The sequence below is a fragment of the Paenibacillus sp. J31P316 genome (assembly GCF_056269105.1).
Genome location: NZ_JBWDNI010000006.1, coordinates 54,552 through 76,352, shown reverse-complemented (window position 1 = coordinate 76,352; position 21,801 = coordinate 54,552). Strand labels below are relative to the sequence as shown.

12 protein-coding genes are annotated in these 21,801 nt (G+C 60.7%); 11 read left to right on the top strand and 1 reads right to left on the bottom strand.

Annotated elements, in window-relative coordinates; genetic code table 11:
• Positions 1–13: 13 nt before the first annotated feature.
• The 10 genes from AC0YNU_RS19560 (at position 14) to AC0YNU_RS19515 (ending at position 20,037) form a co-directional block, all read left to right on the top strand.
• A complete protein-coding gene (locus AC0YNU_RS19560) occupies positions 14–2,251 on the top strand; it encodes a YIP1 family protein (protein WP_475759680.1) in 2,238 nt (745 codons plus the stop codon).
• A complete protein-coding gene (locus AC0YNU_RS19555; protein WP_475759678.1) occupies positions 2,244–4,589 on the top strand; it encodes a DUF5696 domain-containing protein in 2,346 nt (781 codons plus the stop codon). Before AC0YNU_RS19560 ends, AC0YNU_RS19555 begins: the two co-directional genes overlap by 8 nt.
• Positions 4,586–5,635, top strand: coding sequence for a carbohydrate ABC transporter permease (locus AC0YNU_RS19550; protein ID WP_475759677.1), 1,050 nt, complete (start codon positions 4,586–4,588; stop codon positions 5,633–5,635). Before AC0YNU_RS19555 ends, AC0YNU_RS19550 begins: the two co-directional genes overlap by 4 nt.
• 5 nt (positions 5,636–5,640) lie before the next feature.
• Positions 5,641–6,690 carry a carbohydrate ABC transporter permease gene (locus AC0YNU_RS19545; RefSeq protein ID WP_475759675.1) on the top strand — a complete coding sequence of 350 codons (1,050 nt, stop codon included), beginning with the start codon at positions 5,641–5,643 and terminating at the stop codon, positions 6,688–6,690.
• Between the two features lie 75 nt (positions 6,691–6,765).
• Positions 6,766–8,895: an ADP-ribosylglycohydrolase family protein gene (locus tag AC0YNU_RS19540; RefSeq protein ID WP_475759673.1), complete on the top strand. Its 2,130-nt coding sequence runs from the start codon at positions 6,766–6,768 to the stop codon at positions 8,893–8,895.
• Between the two features lie 256 nt (positions 8,896–9,151).
• Positions 9,152–9,892: a ThuA domain-containing protein gene (locus tag AC0YNU_RS19535; protein WP_475759671.1), complete on the top strand. Its 741-nt coding sequence runs from the start codon at positions 9,152–9,154 to the stop codon at positions 9,890–9,892.
• A 266-nt stretch (positions 9,893–10,158) separates the two neighbouring features.
• A complete protein-coding gene (locus AC0YNU_RS19530) occupies positions 10,159–13,410 on the top strand; it encodes a hypothetical protein (RefSeq protein ID WP_475759669.1) in 3,252 nt (1,083 codons plus the stop codon).
• A gap of 137 nt (positions 13,411–13,547) precedes the next feature.
• On the top strand, positions 13,548–16,106 hold the full coding sequence (locus tag AC0YNU_RS19525) for an SGNH/GDSL hydrolase family protein (protein ID WP_475759667.1): 2,559 nt from the start codon (positions 13,548–13,550) through the stop codon (positions 16,104–16,106).
• A 101-nt stretch (positions 16,107–16,207) separates the two neighbouring features.
• Positions 16,208–17,941, top strand: a complete 1,734-nt coding sequence (gene ilvD, locus AC0YNU_RS19520; protein WP_475759665.1) for a dihydroxy-acid dehydratase — start codon at positions 16,208–16,210, stop codon at positions 17,939–17,941.
• A 782-nt stretch (positions 17,942–18,723) separates the two neighbouring features.
• Complete coding sequence (locus tag AC0YNU_RS19515; RefSeq protein ID WP_475759663.1) at positions 18,724–20,037, top strand: aspartate aminotransferase family protein; 1,314 nt, start codon at positions 18,724–18,726, stop codon at positions 20,035–20,037.
• Positions 20,038–20,051: 14 nt separating this feature from the next.
• On the opposite strand, the gene AC0YNU_RS19510 is transcribed toward AC0YNU_RS19515, so the two are convergent.
• Positions 20,052–20,642, bottom strand: coding sequence for a hypothetical protein (locus AC0YNU_RS19510; protein ID WP_475759661.1), 591 nt, complete (start codon positions 20,640–20,642; stop codon positions 20,052–20,054).
• Between the two features lie 88 nt (positions 20,643–20,730).
• On the opposite strand from AC0YNU_RS19510, the gene AC0YNU_RS19505 reads away from it, so the two are divergent.
• Positions 20,731–21,774 carry a Gfo/Idh/MocA family protein gene (locus AC0YNU_RS19505; protein ID WP_475759659.1) on the top strand — a complete coding sequence of 348 codons (1,044 nt, stop codon included), beginning with the start codon at positions 20,731–20,733 and terminating at the stop codon, positions 21,772–21,774.
• Positions 21,775–21,801 lie beyond the last annotated feature (27 nt).

The window sequence follows — 21,801 nt, the reverse complement described above, 5'->3', positions numbered from 1 at the left end:
GGAGGCAGCTTACATGCGAATGCAGATCCGCACGATTACCATCAGGCTGCTCTGCCTGACGATTCTCGCCTTGCTCGCGCAGTTCGCCGCGAGCCCGCGCGAGGCCGATGCCATCGTGCCTTACCCGACGCTCTCGATCAATGCGGAGGGAGAGTTCATCAAGGCCCCCAACGCGTTCGTGCCGGGACCGGTATGGCGGGGCTTCAGCGATCCGGAGGACTTGTTCGTCGCGCCGGACGGCGGGATCTACGTGGCGGACACCGGCAACAGCAGGATCGTCCAGCTGAGCGCGAAGGGCGAGGTGCTGCGCACGATTCCGGCCTCCGCGGCGGACGTTGACGGCGTTAAGGACACGAAGAAGCAGGCGAAGGACGGCAAGGAGACGCTGCGCAACCCGGAAGGGGTCTTCGTCGACAAGGATGGAACGATCTTCGTGGCGGATACGAACAATCGGCGCATCGCGATTTTCAATAAGGACGGCGCCTTCGAGCGCGAGATCAAATCGCCGGCGACCGACCTGCTGCCCAAGACGTATACCTACGTCCCGTCGAAGGTCGTCATCGACAAGCGCGGCTTCATGTATCTCGTGAACAAGGGCGGTTTCCAAGGGCTGCTGCAGCTTTCGCCGGAAGGCGAATTCATGGGCTTCTTCGGCGCGAACAAGGTGAAGACGGATTGGCTGACGGCGCTGAAGCGGAAATATTTTACCGAGGAGCAGCTGAAGAAGGAGCAGCAGGACCTGCCCGGCACGATCGGCAACGTCACGGTAGACCGGAACGGTTTCCTCTATACGGTCAACGCCAGATTGTCGAACGGGCAGCTGAAGCGGCTGAATTTTGCCGGGGACGATCTGCTCGGGGGCAAAAACTTCGCTTGGTGGATTCCGCCGCAGGAAGTCGATCAATTCGCCTTCGCCGACGTATCGGTCGACGAGGACGGCATCATGACGCTGCTGCAGCGGCAGAACGGTCAAATCTACCAGTACGACACGAACGGCAAGCTGATCTTCCGCATCGGGCTGGACGGCGTCGGATCGCAGCGGCTCGGCTTGTTCAAGTCGCCGATGAGCATCGTTACGCTGCAGGATGGCACGATTCTCGTCGCCGACTCGGAGCAGAACATGATCCAGACCTTCAAGCGCAGCCATTTCGGCGACCTGATGCACGACGCGATCACGGCGTACAACGACGGCCGCTACGAGGAGAGCGAAGGCACGTGGAGCGAGATTCTGAAGATCGACGCGCTGTTCGACCGGGCTTACTTGGGCCTGGCCAAGCGGGACCTGCAGGAAGGGCATTTCGAGGACGCTGCCGCGCATTTCAAGACGGCCTCCAATAAGCAGGGCTATTCCGACGCGTTCTGGGAAATCCGGATGAGCTGGCTGTTCAAGTATTTCGGCTGGATCATGCTCGGCGTGGTCGCGCTGCTGGCCGGAGGCTTCGTCATGCGCATCGCGCAACGTTTCCGCACGCGGAAGCGCGCCGCTGAACAGGAACTGTCGTCCGCCGGCGACGAGGAGCTGGGCCGCATGCGCTTCGGCGCGGAGGAGGAGGGGGAGGCAGCGAAACGGAAGGTGCCGGAAGGCGGCATTGATCCGTTCACGGGTCTCATCCGCTCGAAGACGAGCAACCGCTGGCTCATCTCAGTGCAGCGGACGTTCAGTCTGCTGAGCCATCCCGTCGGCACGATGGACGATATCGTGGAGAAGGAACAAGTGCGGTTCTGGTACGCCTTTCTTCTCGTCATCGTCGGTTTTCTCGTCAGCATCTTCGGCAAGGCGATCGTCAGCTACCTGTTCAGCAGCACCGCGTTCGTCGATCTGAATATCAAATCCGAAGCGCTCTATTATCTGCTTCCTTGGTTCACGTGGGTGCTGGCGAACTATCTGATCGGCTCTATCATGAAGGGGGAAGGCACGTTCGCGAAGGTGTTCATCGTTAACGCATACGCCATGGTGCCCGCGATCCTCTTCACGCTGCCGCTCGCGGCGTTCTCCAACCTGCTTACGCTCGACGAAGGCGTCATCTACAATTTCCTGCATCTGGTCATCCAGATCTGGGTGGTCGTACTCATGTTCCTCGGGACGCAAACGGTGCATAACTACAACATGAAGGAATCGCTCAAGATGATTGCGGTATCCCTTCTCACCTTCGGCTGTCTGTGGGTATTCGGCTTCGTACTCGTCGGATTGATGTACATGACGGCCGACTTCTTCACCGGACTCGGAAGGGAGCTGTTGAACCGTGTTTAACGCAATCGGAAAAGCTTTCGTCCGCTGGCTGCGCAGCAAGGTGCCGGCTATGGCCGTCCTGCTCGCGATCGCCGCCGTCATCGTCTTCGTCCTGATGTCCGCGGAGAAGAGCCGGTCGTTCCCGACCAGCTACTCGCCGGACAAAGCAGCGGCGTACCTGACCGGCCTCAGCTTCAAAAGCGGCAGCCCTTCCGGCGCGACGATGAATTACGGCGGCATGGCTTGGGTGCGGGCCGCGCAGGACGGCGACGCGTCGCTGTGGGTCGATCCCGCTACCGGCAAGGTCGCGCTCGAGAGCGGCGGCGTCATGCTGACGAGCAACCCGACCCCCGATGAGCTGGCGGAAGAGACGAGCAAGGGCCAAAACCGTTCGAACCTGGAGTCGCCCCTGCTATTTCGTTACCAGCCTGAGGGCCGGACGGCCGATACGTCCTCCAACGTGACGGCGGCCAAGGCGGCCGTGAAGTGGCGGCAGATCGAAGGCGGAATCGGCTTTCAATACGAGATGACCGAGCTCGGCTTTACGATCTACATCGAATACCGGCTGGATCAAGGGCAGCTCGTGGTCCATATTCCGGAGCTCGGCATCGCCGAGAGCAAGAAGAACGAACTGACGAGCCTGGACGTGCTGCCGTATTTCGGCGCCGCCAGGAACGACGCGGGGGACGGCTATCTGCTCGTGCCGGACGGTCCGGGCGCTTTGATCCACTTCGGCAAGACGGCGCTCGATAATGTACTGCCGTACAATTTCCCGATCTATGATCAGGATCCTTCCGCCCCCTCGGGCGATCTGCTGAACGGAGACAAGGGCAGCCGCACCGGCATCGCCTATCCCGTCTTCGGCATTAATCGGGGACGCAACGGGTTCATCGGCATCGTGGAGGAGGGCGCGACCAAGACGAATATCGTGGCGACGCCCGCAGGCATCGGCACCGGCTTCAATCAGGCGAATGCCCGCATCATCCTGCGGCGCTTCTACGAGGAGCAAATCAGTACGACGAAGTCGAATTTTCAGTTCGAGACGGGGCTGATCTCCCAGTCGTTCACGAGCCGTTACGTGCCGCTCGGGCAAGGCGCCTCGGACTATGTCGCGATGGCGAAGACGTACCGCGAATACTTGATCGATCACGCGCACGCGGTGCCGCTCGGCGATCCGGCCGGTCCGCCCCCGCTGCAGCTGAACGTGCTGCTCGGCACGAAGGAAATGAACGCCAACGGCAGCAAGCTCGTGGCGGCGACGACGCTCGCGGAAGCGGGCCGAATGGCGGAGCGGCTGAAGCAGGACGGGGTCGCTTCGTTGAAGGTTGGCCTGGAGGGCTGGCAGAACGGCGGCTATCCGGGCGATCTGCCGGACCGGTTTCCGGTGGATTCGGCCGTCGGCGGAGACGCCGGCATGAAGAGCTTGGCCGCGAAGCTGAAGAATCTCGGCGTGCCGCTCTACCTGAACGACGCGCTCCAGGTCGCGATGGAGAAATTCGGCAACGGCTTCTCCGTCGGCAAGGAGGCGGCGAGGGGCATCTCGGGCATTTCCATCAATCCGAAGCTCTTCAACCAGAACGGCGAGGCGTCTTCGTACTACCTGCTCAATCCGCAGCGGATGCTGAACGATACGCTGCCGGATGCGATCAAGGGCTACAAGAAGCTTGGGGTAAGCGGCGTCAATCTGCTCGGCATCGGCGGCATGGTCTACGGCGACTTTAATGCGGGGCAATACGTGGATCGCGAGTCCGCGGTCAAGCTCGAACGCGAAGCGATGGCGAAGCTGAAGGAAGCTTCCTTGGCGGTGACGGCTTCCGGCACGGAAGAGCTGCAGGGCGGCACGAACGGCGCTTATGCATACGGCCTCGGCATCGCAAGCCATCTGGCGCATTTCCCGATGGATTACAACTACGACATCGTCGTCGACGAGCAGGTGCCGTTCTATCCGATCGCGGTACACGGCTTGGCCACCTATTCGGGGACGGAAGGCAATCTGCATCCCGATCCGCAGGTGGATTTCCTTCGGGAAATCGAATACGGCGCGCTGCCGACTTACCTGGTAACGGAGAAGAACCCCGGCATGCTGGAGCGCACGAGCTTCTCCTGGCTGTACAGCTCGCAGTTCAGCGTCTGGGAGCCGCGCATCGCCGAGACGTACCGCGCGTTCGAAGAAACCTCGAGCGGCGTCTGGGGCAGCTTCATCGATAATCACCGCAAGCTGGCGGACGGGGTATTCGAGACGACTTACGCTGGCGGACGCAAAGTATGGGTGAACTACAACGATAAGGACTACACGGCTGAAGGCCACGCGGTAAAAGCCATGTCCTACGCAGTGGTGGAGAAGGGAGGCGCGCAATGAGCGAGCGGAGCGAAATCGGCAAAGCGTTTGGCGCAGGCGCGCCGGATGCAGGCAAGGCGGGCGCGGCAGGTGCAGGCACGGCGATGGCCGCGGGCTCTATGCCGGCGGCGGGAGTCTCGGGCGCGGCGGGGAAAGCCGCTGCCCCGAGACAGTCGCTGACCGAGCGGGAGCATCGCAGCCGCAGACGCAGGCTGAACGCGGCGGAATCGCTGAGAGGCCTCCTCTTCCTGACGCCTTGGCTGTGCGGCGTCGCCTTCTTCCTGGCTTACCCGTTGATCTACTCCATCTATGTCAGCTTCAATAAGATCGGCGTGAAGCCGGACGGTTCCGGCCTGTCGTATACCTATGTCGGCTGGGGCAATTTCCGCGACGCGTTCATTCTCGACAACGAGTTTCCGGTAGAAATGCTGCAGTTCGTTTATCGGTCCGTGCTTACGGTGCCGGTCTCGGTCATCTTCGCGCTTCTCGTAGCGCTTATGCTGAACCAGCGCTTTCCCGGCCGGATGGTGTTCCGGACGATCTTCTTCCTGCCGGTCATCTTCGCCACGGGCGAAGTCATCCAGGAGCTGAACGCGCAGGGGCAAGGGACGATTCCTTTCCTGGAGCAATACAACGTGGCGGACCTGCTCTATACGACTTTCTCGCCAACGATCGCGAAGGCCATCGTCGGCATTCTCGATCAATTCGTCATCGTGCTGTGGTACTCCGGCATTCAGATCCTTATCTTCCTGGCAGCTTTTCAAACGATCGCGAAATCCACCTACGAGGCCGCTCAGATCGACGGGGCTACGCCTTGGGAGTCGTTTTGGAAAATCACGTTTCCGGCAATCGTTCCTTTTATCGTATTGAACCTGATCTATACCGTCGTTGACCTGGCTACGTATCCGTTCAACCCCGTGCTGAAGCTCATCACGCTGAACATGGAGGACGTGGATACCGGTTACGGCTATGCAAGCGCGCTGGGCTGGATCTACTTCGTCATCCTGCTCATTCCGATCGCCGTCCTGGTGATCTGGTCGCGCAGGCAAACTCGGGAGAAGAGGTGAGGCGCATGGCTTCAGGCAGCAACGATTTATGGAACGCCGAGGCGAGGAGGGGCGATGCGCCTCCAGTGGAGAAGAACGGCTGGCGCGCGGGTTTGGCCGGACTGCGCTGGAGCGGCGGGATGGCGGCGAGGGCAAAGCGGATTTTGCTGGGGCAGAACATCAACGACGGGGTGCTGTTCAAAATCGCCTTGTACATCGTGCTGCTGTCGATCGCGGTCATGTATATTCAGCCGGTGCTCTACATGCTGGCCACCTCGTTCAAGTCGATGAGCGATCTGCTGGATCAATCGGTGACCTACATTCCGCGGCAGTTCGACCTGCAAGGTTATGACGATGCGTGGATCGGTCTCGATTACTTGAGGGCGCTGTGGCAGACGACGTACATGTCGCTGTCGGCGGCCATCCTGCAGGTGCTCTCCTGCGGCCTAACCGGCTACGCGTTCGCGCGGCTGCGCATTCCGTTCAAGAACGTGCTCTTCTTCATCGTCCTGCTGACGTTCCTCATTCCGCCGCAGGTGCTCGTCATTCCGCTGTACGTCACGTACGCCAAGCTGAATTGGACGAAGACGGCGCTGCCCTTCATCATTCCCGCGATCTTCGCGGCAGGCTTGAAGGCGTCGCTGTTCATCATCATTTACCGCCAGTTCTTCGCGACGCTGCCGAAGGAGCTGGAGGAATCGGCCAAGATCGACGGCGCGGGTCCGTTCCGCACGTTCGTCAAGGTCATGCTGCCGCTGGCGCGGCCGGCGATCCTGATCGTGTTCCTGTTCTCGGTCGTTTGGCACTGGAACGATTATTTCGAGCCATCGGTTTATTTGCAGGCAGCGCAGGCAAAGGATTTCGTACCGCTTGCCCTGCGGCTCGACCGGATGCAGGAAGCGCTCAATCTGCACAAGTCGCTCGCGACGGGTCAGAACGTGCACCTCATCTTCGATATGAACGAACCGCTCAAGATGGCGGGGGCGATTCTGATCATCGGACCGATGCTGTTTCTGTATATGTTCGCGCAGCGGTATTTCGTGCAGGGCATCGAGCGTTCGGGCATCGTGGAATAGGAGAAAGAGCGGCTAGCGGCTGTGCGGGTTGATGGCAGGCCGTGCTAAGTCTGGCGTCCGGAGGGAGCGTGAACAGTGGTAGTACAACTGAAGTACGAGGATTATTTGAATCAGGTGCACGGGGGCTGGATCGGCAAATGCATCGGCGGCGCGATCGGCTTCATGCAGGAGAACAACAAAGGCATTCTCCACTATACCCCGGAATCGGCGTTCCCGCCGGAAATTCCGGCCAACGACGATCTGGATCTGCAGGTGCTCTGGCTGCAGGAGCTGCTGGAGAAGAAGGGTTCGCGCTTCACGCCCGCCGACGTGGCGGATGTGTTCGCGAGGTATAACCTGCTGATGTCCAACGAGTACGCCATCGCGGTGCGCAACGTCGAGCTCGGCATCGGACCGCCGCTCTCGGGCAGCTTCAACAATCGGCTGTGGATCCATTCGATGGGCTGTCCGATCCGCGCGGAAATCTGGGGCTTCATTTGCCCCGGCAATCCCGACGCGGCAGCTCGATACGCTTATATGGACGGTATCATCGACCATGTCAGCGAGAGCATCTACGGCGAGCAGTTCTATGCGGCCATCGAGGCGATGAGTTTCGTGGAAAAGGATCTGCGGACGCTTATCAACGCGGCGCTGGCGCGTTATGTGCCGGAATCGTCGAAGCTGCACCGCTGCCTGCGTTTCGTCATCGGCATGTACGACGACGGCAAACCGTGGGAGGACGCCCGCATGGCGATGCTTCGCCGGTTCGGTTCTTCCGATGCCGCCGACGCGGTATCGAACATCAGCTTGACGGTGATGGCCTTGCTGTACGGCGAAGGGGATTTCGGCAAGACGATGATGCTGGCCGTCAATTGCGGCTACGATACGGACTGTACGGCCGCGACCGCGGGCGCCATCATGGGCGTCATCGGCGGCGTCTCGTCCATCCCCGAATGGTGGCTGGAGAAGGTCGGCAAGCAGTTCGTCATAGGCACCGTGGATATAAAGCGGTATTCGTACGAGATTCTCGACCTTGCGAAGGATACCTGCGGCGCGGGTCTGTCGCTTGCCCGGGACGGCGTCACCGACGTCAGCTTCACCGAGGTGCCGGAAGACGTGCGGCCCACGCTGCCGTTTCCGGAGAAGCCGGCGTCGGTCGCGTTCGAGGTCGCCTATGACGGTCTGCCGAGCATCGGGTGCGGGGAGCCGAAGACGGTGACGCTGACGGTAGCCAACGCGACGGCAATCGCGCGTCGCGGCAAGTTGACGTTCGCGGTGCCGGCGCATCTGGAAGCGCGGATCGAGGCTGTCGAGCCGCACGGTGCCGATGCGCCCGGGGCCGACGAAGTCGCGGCTTCCCGCGCGGAGAAGGATGGCGGTGCCGGACCGAAGGCGAGGGTGAACGAAGCCGGTACGCCGGGAAACGCGGCCGAATCCCCAAAAGCCGCAGCGGCTGCGAATGCGGCCGGCGACAAGTCGGCGCCCGGAAATGCGGCTGACGAGGTCGCTGCCGAGCTGGTGCTCGCGCCATTTCAAACCGTGCAGGTGCAGGTGACCTTCGCCGTGAAGGAGACGGCTGCCGCGCTGCCGCAGAAAAACCTGATCGACGTCTCCTTCCTGGAGCAGGACGGATTGTCGCATCCGTATCGGTTCGGGCTGTCCGGCGCCGCCCGCGTCAAGCTGATCGGCCCCTTCTGGGACGATTACGACACGACCCGGTTCGACGCCGACCCGTACGGCGAGAAGTCGCAAAAGATGAACGGCATTCCGGACCCCAAGGCGATGTTCAATTCGTTCGTCAACATCGACCGGGCGTACATCGACGAGACGGACGCCGGGCTGGACGCCGCAGAAGGCGTCTACACCAATCTCCACGAAGACCGGATCGACCTTCGGGAGCATGTCGGCTATTACGGTCCGTGCTGCTTCTATCTCGTACATGAATTCAACATGCCGTTCCGCAAAGAAGAGTCGGAGATGTTCATCGGCAACGACGACGCCTACCGGATTTGGCTGAACGGCGAGATGCTCATGGAAGGCCGCGAGTCCGACATGTATATGCCGTACAACAACTTCCGCCTGGACGTCACCTATAAGGAAGGCGTCAACCGCGTCGTCGTGAAGCTGATCCGCAAGGGCGAGCGTTTCGACTTCAGCTATATGATGCGCACGCCGTCGTTGGGCTTCCGGTGGTACACGGACATGGAGCACGTGATCCGCGGCTAGCGCGGCACTGCAAGGCATTCAAGCTAGGCGCCCGGATTCGAACCCATTGAGAATTCGGAGCCTTTGATCCAAAAAACCACTTGAGATGGTGCCGTGACCGTAGGTCGGTGTGAGTCGGAGCAGCGATAGCGATCGCCTTTGTATTCGGATTTTCACATCTGAATCCTAACTCAATAAAAAATCCGAATACAACAGCGAGCGTAGACCACACCGACCGGAGGTCGCCGTTCGCCAATAGGAAAGGGAGCGACCACTGATGCTTAGAGCCAGAGTCTGGGGCGAGAATTTTCACGACCGCCTGAACCATATCTGCCAGCGCAACTATCCGACGGGGATGCACAACTGCATCGCCGACGCGCTGCGAAGCGACGAGATCGACGTGAGCGTCTCGATTTTCGAGCACCCGGAGCATGGGCTCTCGGAGGAGCAGCTGAACGATACCGACGTGCTCATCTGGTGGAGCCACTCCCGCAACGAGGACGTTCCCGACGAGATCGCCCATCGCGTGCAGCGCAGAGTTCTGGACGGCATGGGGTTCATCGCCCTGCATTCGGCGCATCTCGCCAAGCCGTTCCGCAATCTGATGGGCACCGGCTGCGGGCTCACGTGGCGGGAGGCGAACGAGAAGGAACGGCTGTGGGTCGTCGATCCGACGCATCCGATCGCCGAGGGCATCGGGCGCTATTTCGAGCTGGAGGAAGAAGAGATGTACGGCGAGCACTTCGACATTCCCGCGCCGGATGAGCTCGTGTTCATCAGCTGGTTCGAGGGCGGAGAAGTATTCCGCAGCGGATGCACGTTCAAGCGCGGCAGAGGCAAGGTGTTTTACTTCCGTCCCGGCCACGAGATGTATCCGACTTACCATGACAAGAACGTGCAGCGGGTCATCGCGAACGCGGTCCGCTGGGCGAAGCCGACGAACAACGAGCGGCCGAATTACTGGGCCAACGTCGAACCGATGGAGCCGCTGAAGAAGCCGATTACGATCTTCAAGTAAGCATCCGCATCATTATGCCAAGGAGGTGATTCATGTAGGAAACCGCCTGGCTCGATTCTGCAAGTGCGTTCGTCAACCAGCCAAAGCATACATTTTACATCAGTTTGGGGGGAATTGAAGCCATTCATAGCAAGACGCGATCACGTTTATCAAGGCCCTCGGCAGGATTCGCCCGTTTGAAAAACATGCCGGCGATGAAAGGGTCCTAGGACCGATAGGCCGAAGGACGCCCAACATCCAGCCTGGCAATGGAGGGATTCGCGAAGATGACCGTTTCATGGTTTAAACCGAATGTTAGAAGACTGGTGTCCGCAGGGCTGGGCAGCGCCATGTTCCTGCTGCTCTGCATCTACTTCTCCGCTCCGGCGGAAGCCTCGAACGCGACGTACTACGTCAATAACCAATCCGGCTCGAATTGCAGCGACTCTGGATCGGGCACCTCGACCTCGCAGCCATTCTGCTCGTTTACCCCGATCAACAATATCGGCACGTTCAGCAGCGGCGACCAAATCCTGCTGGCGCGCGGTTCGTCGTACAACCAGCAGATGGTCGTGAACGGCACCGGCTCGTCCGGAAACTGGATCACGATCGGAGCGTACGGCTCCGGCGCGCGGCCGATCATCAGCCGCAATTCGAGCGAGTCCGATCGGGCGATCCGGCTCACGAATCCCGACTACTGGCGCATTCAAGACCTCGAGATCAGCAACGCCGGTACCGGCATCCTCGTCGCCTTCACGAACTCGGGCCACCAAGGGCTGGAGTTCCGCAACATTTACCTCCACCACATCAAAGGCATCCATCAAGGCTCCGGCAGCGGCGCGAACACGAGCAGCGGCGACTATATCTGGAACTCCGCGGGCATCGAAATCACGCTCAAGGACGGCTTTACGGAGTCCCCGTACTGGAACCAGCCGGTCATCAACAACATGCTGTTCGACTACATCTCGGGCGACAATAACCTGGATACGATCCGCATCGACTGGTTCGGCGGCGGCTACTCCTACGTCACGAGCGACATTCAGCGCCACGACGCCGCGACGAACGTCGTCATGAACCATCTCGACATCCGGGACAACGATCAGGGCGGCGGCGTGACGGGCTGCGACGATTCCATGGCGATCAAGGGCGTCTATGGCTTCACGATCATGAATTCCACGTTCGACGAAGGCGGCAAGTGCTATTCCGCGTCGGGGACGGCGAGCTTCATCCTGCTCTTCGTCAAGGACGGCAACTTCTTCAACAATATCTTCACGAACGTGCCGAACACCGGCTCGCCGGACCAAGTGGCGATCGATTACGAGCACAGCTCCGTGAACATTAACGTCAATAACAATTATTTCGGCAACCATGCGGGCGCGGGTCCGTCGATCCTGGCGTTCAACTCCAACATCGCCGGCATCACGAACCATCTCGACAACCTGCATATCGACAGCAACGTCATGGTGAACAACGGCGCGTCCATCCGCATCGCGGGCGGAGGCCTGACGCCGAACGGACGCATCGGGGATAACCTGTACGGCGACTCGACGTTCATGACGATCGAGAACGGCGCGAACGCCGGCAGCATGAACCAGACGAACAACAAATCGATCTCGGCGTCGAACATCTATCATTCCGGCTTCCAATTCAGCGGCACGCAGGGCAGCAACAACTGGTCTTATCAATCGTACAACGGTTCGTCCTGGTCCAACCTGTCCTACTACGATTCGAATGCCAAAGCTTGGCAAACGAATTCCTCGACGTCGGTGCCGAGCGTCAAGCAGTTCGAGCAGGCGCCGGGCACGAGCGGCAAAATCGCGCGCGCATGGACCGCGCCTTCCACGGGCCAAATCAGCATTCGCGGACGCATCCTGAAGTCGGATTACTCCGGCGGCGACGGCGTCACGGCGCGCATCACGAAGAACGGCACGCGCATCTGGCCGTCCGGCGGAGACCAATCGATCGGCTACAACGACAAGGTCGGCGTCGAGCAGGTGCTCGACAGCATCTCCGTTAACGCCGGCGACGTCATCCGTTTTGAAGTGGACGGCAGCGGCAACAACACGGCGGACACGGTCAGCTGGGCGCCGGCGGTCGGTTACACGTCGTTCACCTCGGGCGGAACGGCGCCAAGCGCTCCGACGGGCCTCTCCGCTTCCGGCGGCAACGGCCAAGTCAGCCTAAGCTGGAGCGCAAGCGGCGGCGCGACGAGCTATACCGTCAAGCGCGGCACGTCTTCCGGCAGCTACGGCACGACGGTGGCTAGCGGCGTCACGTCGACGAGCTACACGGATACGACGGTCAGCAACGGCACGACGTACTACTACGCCGTGACGGCGACGAACAGCAACGGCACGAGCGGCAATTCGGGCGAAGCGTCGGCAACGCCTTCGTCGGGCGGCGGCGGCTCGTACGCGAAGGAATGGAACTTCGACACGTCGGGCAACTTGGAGAGCTGGAGCTTGGCGCATGACGTTAACGGCTCCGTGGGCAGCGGCTCGCTGCACGTCAACCTGACGGGAACCGATCCGTACATCATCTCGCCGGACAGCCTGAACGTGTCGGCAGCCAATAACCACGTGTACCTGCGTTTGCAGAACAGCACGGATTCGCAGTACTTGGACGTGTACTTTAAACGCAGCGGCGATGGCGGCTTCTCCGAGACCTACAAGAAGACGATCTCCATCTCGCCGAACAGCGGCTACAACGTCTACGACATCGACATGAGCACGGTTTCCGGCTGGTCGGGCAGCACGGTCAACCAGCTTCGCCTGGACGTCTACGCCAACACGGGCAGCCTGGATTTCGACTACATCAAGATGGGCGGCGCCACGATCAGCGCACCGAGCGCGCCGACGGGTCTGACCGCTTCCGGCGGCAACGGCCAAGTGGCCTTAAACTGGACGGCCAGCTCCGGCGCGAGCAGCTACACGATCAAGCGCGGCACGTCCTCAGGTACGTACGGCACGACGGTCGCGAGCGGCGTGACGTCCACGAGCTACACGGACACGACGGTCAGCAACGGCACGACGTACTACTACGTCGTAACGGCTACCAATAGCGGAGGTACGAGCGGCGATTCCGGCAGCGCGTCCGCGACGCCGTCTTCCGGCAGCAGTTACGCCAAGGAATGGAACTTCAGCACCGACGGCAACCAGGAAGGATGGTCGCTCGGCAATCAGCTGACGTCCAGCGTTTCCGGCGGCTCGCTGCATCTGAGCTCCAGCGGCACGGATCCGTACATGTTCTCGTCCGATAACCTGGGCATCACGGCGAGCGGCAACGGGCACGTGTACGTGAGACTGAAGAACACGTCCAGCTCGACGGGCATTCAGATTTATTTCATTACGAACTCGGATACGGGCTACGGCGAGAGCAAGGTCGTGAATCTGTCCGTAACGCCGAACAGCGACTATACCGTTTATGACCTCAACATGTCGGGCAATGCCAACTGGACGGGAACGATCAAGCAGCTCCGTTTCGATCCGGCCAACGCCAGCGGCACGATCGACGTGGATTATATCAAAGTCGGTCCTTGATTCGCACGATCGCATTGAAACCCCCGCAGCCTCGGCAGGCAGTGCACTGCGGGTTTGCGGATTCCTGAACCAACACGTTCCGGCCGGCGCGTCTGCCGGCCGGAGCGATTTTAGGCGAAATGGGGGAGATACCGGACATGTCCGCTTCGAAAGCAACAGGCAAGCTTGCGGCGGGGCTCGCATTCGCGCTGCTCTTCACACTGTTTTACGCCAACCGGCCGGTTTCGGCTTATGATTTGACGAACAACATGACGCCGTTCTGGTCGTCGACGACGATGTTCAACGAATCGGTGCTGATGGTGTCGACGAACGGCGGCCTGCCGGAGGCGCAATTGCTGTTCACGCCGACGTCGATCATCTCCGTGCGCGACAGCGCGCTCGGCGTCACGTACCAGCAAGGCACGGACTGGACGTACGACAGCGCAACCAACAAGATCAAGCTGACGAGCAATTCCAGCGCGGTCTATCTGACGAACGGCGACATGTACCCCGGGGGCGGCTCGGACACGCAGCCCAAAGTCGGCGGCGGTTATGTCGTGTTTCACGAAGGCATATGGTTTCACGAGCATCAGCTGGCGGTCACGTACACGCATAACGCGAACGTCTGGAACGGCCCCGTGCCGACCTACGATGCCTCCAAGCTGCCGAACACGCTCGCGAAGCTGCAGAACGGCAGTCCCTTGAAGATCGCGCTCTTCGGCGACAGCATCTCCGCCGGCGCCAACGCGAGCAACTACTACGCGCCGAATCTTCCGAGCTTCGGTCAGCTTGTCGCAGACAGCCTGGCGGCCCGTTATTCGTCTGCCATCACGTACGTCAATCCATCCGTCGGCGGCACGGATTCCGGCTGGGGGGCGGGCAACATTCACAATTTCGTCAGCACCGGCAATCCCGATCTGGTCATCCTCGGTTTCGGCATGAACGACGGTTCGGGCTATGTCTCCGGCGCGTCTTACAAGTCCCACATCCAATCGATGATCAATGACGTCAAGGCGTCGAACCCGAATGCCGAGTTCATTCTCCTTGCGCCGATGCTGGCGAACCCGGAGACGTATTTCGCCGGCAACCAGACCGCGTATCTGGGGGAGCTTCAATCGCTGTCGGGCACTGGTATCGTTTCTGTCAATATGACCGGCGTTCACCAAGAGCTGCTGAATCATAAGAAATACGCCGACATGACGGGCAACAACGTCAATCATCCCAACGACTTCCTGATCCGCTGGTACGCGCAGATGATCGCCGGCACGCTTATTCCGGGTTCGACGACGGGCACTCCGCCGGCGGCTCCGGGAGGATTGACGGCAGCGGCGGGCAATGGGCAGGTGGCGCTGAACTGGAACGCTTCGAGCGGGGCGTCGAGCTACACGATCAAGCGCGGCACGTCGTCCGGCAACTATGGCACGACGGTCGCATCCGGCGTGACGTCCACGAGTTACGCGGACACGACGGTCAGCAACGGCACGACCTATTACTACGTCGTGCAGGCGTCGAACGGGTACGGCACGAGCGGCAATTCCAGCCAAGCATCGGCGACGCCGGCATCCGGAGGCGGCGGCTCATATGCGGCGCAATGGAATTTCGACGGTAGCGGCTTGGAGGGCTGGACGCTGGCGAACGACGTGAGCGGATCCGCGACGGGCGGCGTGCTACACGTTAACCTGACCGGAGGCGATCCCTACATCCTGTCGCCGGATAATCTCGGCATTAATGCTTCCGCGAACGGGCATGTGTACGTGCGGCTCAAGAACAACACCGGCTCGACGAATCTGCAGATTTACTTCTCGACCGCTGCCGACGGGGGCTTCTCCGAAAGCAAAGCCAAAGTATCGCCGATCTCGGCGAACAGCGGCTACGTCGATTACGACATCGACATGGGAGCGGTGTCCGGCTGGTCCGGGACGCTTAAGCAGATCCGCATGGACTTCTTCGACAGCTCGAACAGCGTGGACATCGATTCCATCAAAATCGGCGGAGCGGTCAGCAGCGGACCGGAGGCGCCGGGAGCGCCGACCGGATTGAGCGCAGCGGGCGGCAATGGCCAAGTGGCGCTGAGCTGGAACGCGTCGAGCGGCGCGACGAGTTACACCGTCAAGCGCGGCACGTCGAGCGGTACCTTCGGCACGACGGTCGCTACGGGCTTGACGTCGACGAGTTACACGGACACGAGCGTCTCGAACGGAACGACTTATTATTACGCGGTGACGGCCTCGAACAGCGCCGGCACGAGCGGCAATTCGGCGCAAGCTTCGGTTACGCCGGCGGGCGGCGGCACTTACGCGGCGCAATGGGAGTTCAATACCGATGGCAATTACGAGGGCTGGGGCCTGACGAACGAGCTGACGGGCTCCGTGTCCGGCGGTTCGCTGCATCTGACCTCGAGCGGCTACGATCCGTATGCGGTCGGGCAGGATAATCTCGGCCTGTCGGCCAGCGCCAACCCGACGATCACGATTAAGGTCAAGAACAACACCGCCAACACGGCGGGACCACGGATTTATTTTACGACCGCGGGAGATCCGAACTGGAGCGAAGGCAAGCACGGCGAGTTCACGCTCGTCGCGAACAGCGATTACACGATCTATACGATCAACATGGGCGCGGTCAGCGGTTGGAGCGGCACGATCAAGCAAATCCGCCTCGACCCGATCGCGAACACCGGAACGGTCGACGTGGATTTCATCCGGGTCGGTAGCTAGGCCACGCGGTCATAACGCCCGGACGGCCCGCTCGGCCGTTCCGGGCGCATGCCCGCAAGCTGGAGGACGACAGCCAGACCATGGAGGAGAGGGAGATCGAAATGGAACCGATGCAGGAACTCGGCAGTCAGAAGGTGCGCAAGATCAGCTTTGAAGGCGATGCGCTCCGTATGTCCATGGACTGGACCGTGGAGGATTTGGAGAAGGTACAGGTGCTCGTGGAGAGCACGGACGGGGCCAGCCACCCCAGCTCCTATCATTTGGGCGAACTGGTAAGAGAGATGGAGAAGGGCGTCTTCCAAATGGGAGGCAAGCCGGCCATCTATACGACAACGGACATTTGCGACGGGGTGGCGCAGGCGCATGACGGCATGCGTTACTCGCTCCCGTCGAGAGATATGATTACGAACATGGTCGAGATTCACGCGCTCGCGACGCCGTTCGATGCCATGGTGCTCGCTTCCGCAGGCGACAAAGCTGTGCCGGCTCACCTCATGGCGATCGCGCGTCTCGATATTCCCGCGATCCACGTGCCGGGCGGGGCGATGGGGGCGGGGCCGTGCATGCGCTCGAACGAAGAGCTGTGGCATATGAGCGTGCAAGTCGACGAGAACAAGATGACCAAAGAAGAATTTCTGGCCTTCCAGCGCGCTTGCTGCCCGACCTGCGGCGCTTGCCAGTATATGGGCACGGCGGCGACGATGCAGGTCATGGCCGAAGCCTTGGGCCTCGCGATGCCTTGGTCGGCGCTCATCCCGGCGACGAACGCCGAGATCAAGCGCGCCGCGCGGCTGGCGGGCCAGCAGGTCATGCGCCTCGTGCGCGAGGGGATTACGCCTTCGCGGATTTTGACGCGCGAGGCGTTCGAGAACGCGATCATGATCCACTCGGCGATCGGCGGCTCGCTGAACGCCGTCATGCATTTGATCGCCGTCGCGCGGGAGGCGGGCATCGAGCTGACCGCCGAGACGTTCGACGAGATCCACCGGCGCGTGCCGGTGCTCGTGGATACGAAGACGGCGGGCAAATATCCGACGGAGCTGTTCTGGTACGCGGGCGGCGTGCCGCAGGTCATGCTGGAGCTGAAGGAGATGCTCCATCTGGACGCGCTCACGGTCAGCGGCAAGACGGTCGGCGAGAACTTGGACGATTACGCTAAGAATGAAATGCCGCGTTTCGCCGAGATGTTCCTCGCCAATTACAAGCTGAACCGCCGCGACGTCATCTATTCGATTCGGAAGCCGCTTAAGGAGGAGGGGTCGCTCGCGGTGCTGAGAGGCAGCCTTGCTCCTAGCGGCGCCACGATCAAGAAGTCGGCCGTGGACGCCGCGATGCAGGTGCATCAAGGCCCGGCCAAAGTATTCGACACGGAGCGGAGCGCGGTCGACGCGCTGCTCGCCAAAGCGATCGAGCCGGGCGACGTCGTCATTATCCGCTACCAGGGACCGAAGGCGATCGGGATGCCGGAGATGTTCTTCATGTCCGAGCTGATCGCCTCCGATCCGGTGCTGTCCCGCACGACGTCGCTCGTCACGGACGGCCGGTTCTCCGGCGCGACCCGGGGGCCGTGCGTCGGCTACCTCGGACCGGAGGCGCTGGACGGAGGACCGATCGCGTTCGTGCGTGACGGCGATCTCGTCCGGATCGATATCCCGGGCCGCGCGATCGATATCGTCGGCACGGAGCGGGAAGAACGGCCCGTAGCGGAGATCGAAGCGATTCTCGCGGAGCGCCGGGCGCAGTGGGAGAAGCCGGTTATCGCCAACAAAGGCGTGCTCGGCCAGTACACGCGCTTGGCGCGGCCGGCGCTGGAAGGCGGCTCGAGCTCGAGCTGAGCCGGGCTGGGCAAGAGCTGAGCAGGAGCTGAGCAAGAGCTGGGCAGGAACTGAGTAAGAGCGGGCAAGAACTGAGCAGAAACAGAGCAAGAGCTGAGCAGGAACAGAGCAGGAACTGAGCAGGAACTGAGCAGGAGTTGAACAGGAACTGAGTAAGAGCTGAGCAGGAACAGAGCAAGAGCTGAGCAGGAACAGAGCAAGAGTTGAACAGGAACTGAGTAAGAGCGGGCAAGAACTGAGCAGAAACAGAGCAAGAGCTGAGCAGGAACAGAGCAAGAGCTGATAGCTGAAGGAGATCGAAGCGATTCTCGCGGAGTGCTTTTTGAGTGGACGAAGTCGGTTATCGCGAACAAAGGCGCGCTTGGCCGAAATACGCGACGCCGGGAACGGCAATTTCAAACCTCGGTTCGGGCAGGTCGAACCTGGGAGGAGAGGGAGTACGTAAAAGCCGTCTTGGGCTTGGGGCGAGATGGACCACGTAAGACGGACCCCATGAAATAACTGCTATTTTGCATCTATTTTCTCCCAAACTCGCTACTCACGGATGAATAACTGCATAAGTGCATCTATTTCCCATGGAAACGACCAAATTGACGGATTTCCAATGAAATAGCTGCATATTTACACTTATTTCGAATCTTAGGGAGCGCTCTAGTGAAAATAATTGCAGATTTGCAGTTATTTCGAGAATTTGACTTTCAAGACATGACAGCCACTTAGCGGCTATCGTTGCGATTCATAATTCGCAGTCAGTTATTGAGAGAACGAACGGAGGTTGAACGATGAAAAGCTATTCCGAATCGGAACGACTGCTCGCGGAGTCGAGCAACTACTTGGCCGGCGGGGTTGCGAGCTCGCTGCGCGCGGCGATGAAGCCGGTGCCGCTTTATGCGGCTAGCGCCTCGGGTTCGCGAATTCGCGATGTGGACGGCAACGAATACATCGACTATTTGCTCGCGTACGGGCCGTCCTTGCTTGGGCACGCGCATCCGGCCCTAGTCGAGCGCATCTATCAGGCCATGCAGCAGGGCATCACATTCGGTTTGCAGCATGAAGGCGAGCTTGCGCTTGCCAAGCGGCTGACGGAGATTCTCCCTTGCGCCGATCAGGTGGCGTTCAGCGGCTCCGGCACGGAAGCCGTCATGCTGGCACTGCGCCTTGCGCGCGCGTATACCGGCAAACGCCGGATCGTGCGTTTTCACGGCCATTATCATGGCTGGTCGGATGGGATCTTCACGTCGTTTCCGAGTGCGGACATGAGGGCTTCGGGTACGGCGGCGGCTGCTAGTGACACGATCCTGCCCGGAACCGGAGGACAGAGCGACAGCAGTCTCGAGGATATTATCCTGCTGCCATGGAATGACGAGCAGGCCGTCGAGCGCTTGCTGCGAGATTCGCACGCGGACATCGCCGCCGTCATTACGGAGCCGGTCATGTGCAATTCCGGCTGCATCGCGCCGAAGCCGGGATACCTCGAGAAGCTGCGCGAGCTGACGGCGGAGCTCGGCGTCGTGCTCATCTTCGACGAGGTCATCACCGGATTCCGGCTTGCGCTCGGCGGCGCGCAGCAGCGTTTCGGCATAACGCCGGACCTGATGACCATGGGCAAAGCGCTCGGCGGCGGCATTGCTCTCAGCGCCGTCGGCGGAAAGCGGAAAATTATGAAGCTCATCGAGGACGGCACCGTCAGCCATCTCGGCACGTTGAACGGCAGCGGCGTCGCCATGGCGGCGGGGCTCGCGACGATCGACGAGCTGGAGAAGAACGGCGGAGAAGTACTGGCGCGCATGGAGCGGCTCGCCGATAAGCTGACGGACGGACTTCGTTTGCTGCTGGAGCGGCACGGTATATCGGGCGTCGTGAACGGCATCGGCCCCGTGTTTCATTTCATGTTCGTTCCGCTGGCAGAGGTGACCGACTTTGACGCCTTCGCGAAACGGGACTCGGCGCGCTATGCCAAATTTGCGGAGCTAATGCTGCAGGAGGGCGTGCTCGTTCGTCCGAGCGGGCTGTGGTACGTGTCGGCGGCGCATACGGAGCAGGATATCGAGGCGACGCTGGCTGCGGCCGACCGCGTACTCGCGGCGCTGAGCTAGTCGTTTGACCGAAGTCATGCATAGGAGAGCTGCCGAACAGCAGCAAACCAGTACGAACCCAGGGGCAAGGAGCCCCGAAAGCTGCCAAACAGCAGCAATCCAGCATGAATCCGGCGCCAGGAGCTCCTAAAGCTGCGAAACAGCAACAATCCAGCATGAACCCGGCGCCAGGAGCTCCGAAAGCTGCGAAACAGCAGAAATCCAGCGTGAACCAGCGCTCTGTGCTCCGAAAGCTGCGAAACAGCAGCAATCCAGCGTGAATCCAGCGCCAGGAGCTCCGAAAGTTGCAAAACAGCACAAATCCAGCTTGAATCCAGCGCTCTGTGCTCCGAAAGCTGCGAAACAGCAGCAATCCAGCATGAACCCGGCGCCAGGAGCTCTGAAAGTTGCGAAACAGCACAAATCCAGCTTGAATCCAGCGCTCTGTGCTCCGAAAGCTGCGAAACAGCAGCAATCCAGCGTGAACTCGGCGCCAGGAGCTCCGAAAGCTGCGAAACAGCAGAAATCCAGCGTGAATCCAGCGCCAGGAGCTCCGAAAGCTGTGAAACAGCAGCAATCGGGCCCGAACCTTCCGGCCCAAGCTTCCCGGCCTTGCCTTTATGCATCCCCGCGGGCCAAAGCAACAGCGGGCCATTCACTTTCCCAACAAAATTTAAGATTAACCATCTTAATTAGAATGCGAGGTTTTGTACTATGAGCAACATTATTCGCGGAGCGGTCATCGGATACGGCGGCACGCTGAACATGGGCAAGAGCCATGCGTTTCATATGCGCGATAACGGCATTCAGTTCGTGGCGGCCTGCGACATCGATCCGGTGCGATCGGCGCTGGCGAAGGAAGATTTTCCGCATATCGAGAGCTATACCCGCTCGCAAGACTTGCTGGCGCGGGAAGACATCGACCTCGTCTCGATCGTCACGCCGCATCACGTGCATGCGGACATCGCGCGCGAGGTGATCGCGGCAGGCAAGCATTGCGTCATCGAGAAGCCGATGTGCATCCGCGCGGACGACGCGTTCGAGCTCGTCGAGCTGGCGAAGGCGAAGGGCGTCATGCTGTCCGTCTACCATAACCGCCGCTGGGACGGCTGGTACATGACGGTGCAGGACTTGATCGCCAAAGGCATCCTCGGGGACATCTACAGCGTGCACATGTTTTTCGGCGAATACGGCCATCCCGGCTCGTGGTGGCGGGCCGACAAAACGATTTCCGGCGGCGTCTTCTACGACTGGGGCGCGCACTACATCGACTGGCTGCTGACGATCGTCCCGGGGCCGGTCCGCTCCGTCCGCGGCTTCATTCATAACCGCGTGTGGCATGACATTTCCAACGAGGATGAGATCGAAAGCATCGTCGAATTCGAAAGCGGCGCCGTCGCGCACGTGCAAATGTCCAACATAGCTAGAGCCCGCCGAGCGCCGGTCGTCATTCAAGGCACGAAAGGCTCCGTCGTCGTCAACGACCTGTTCAGGAACGACGTGACGCTCTATACCGATGTCGAAGGCGTGAAAGTAGAATCGAAGATTTATACGAAGAGCGATCTTCCGCTCGCCTACTACGGCAACATCCGCGAGCATCTGCTGAACGGCGCGCCGCTTGCGGTACGCCCCGAGGAAGCCGCGCGCAACATCGCGCTGATCGAGACGACGGAGCGTTCCGCGTTGAAGCGCGAGCCGCTGCCGCTGGCTTGCGACAAGAGCATCGGCATACCGGCCGCAGGCGGATTGGCAGGCTGAGTCCCGGGCCGCAAAGGAGGGAATGCG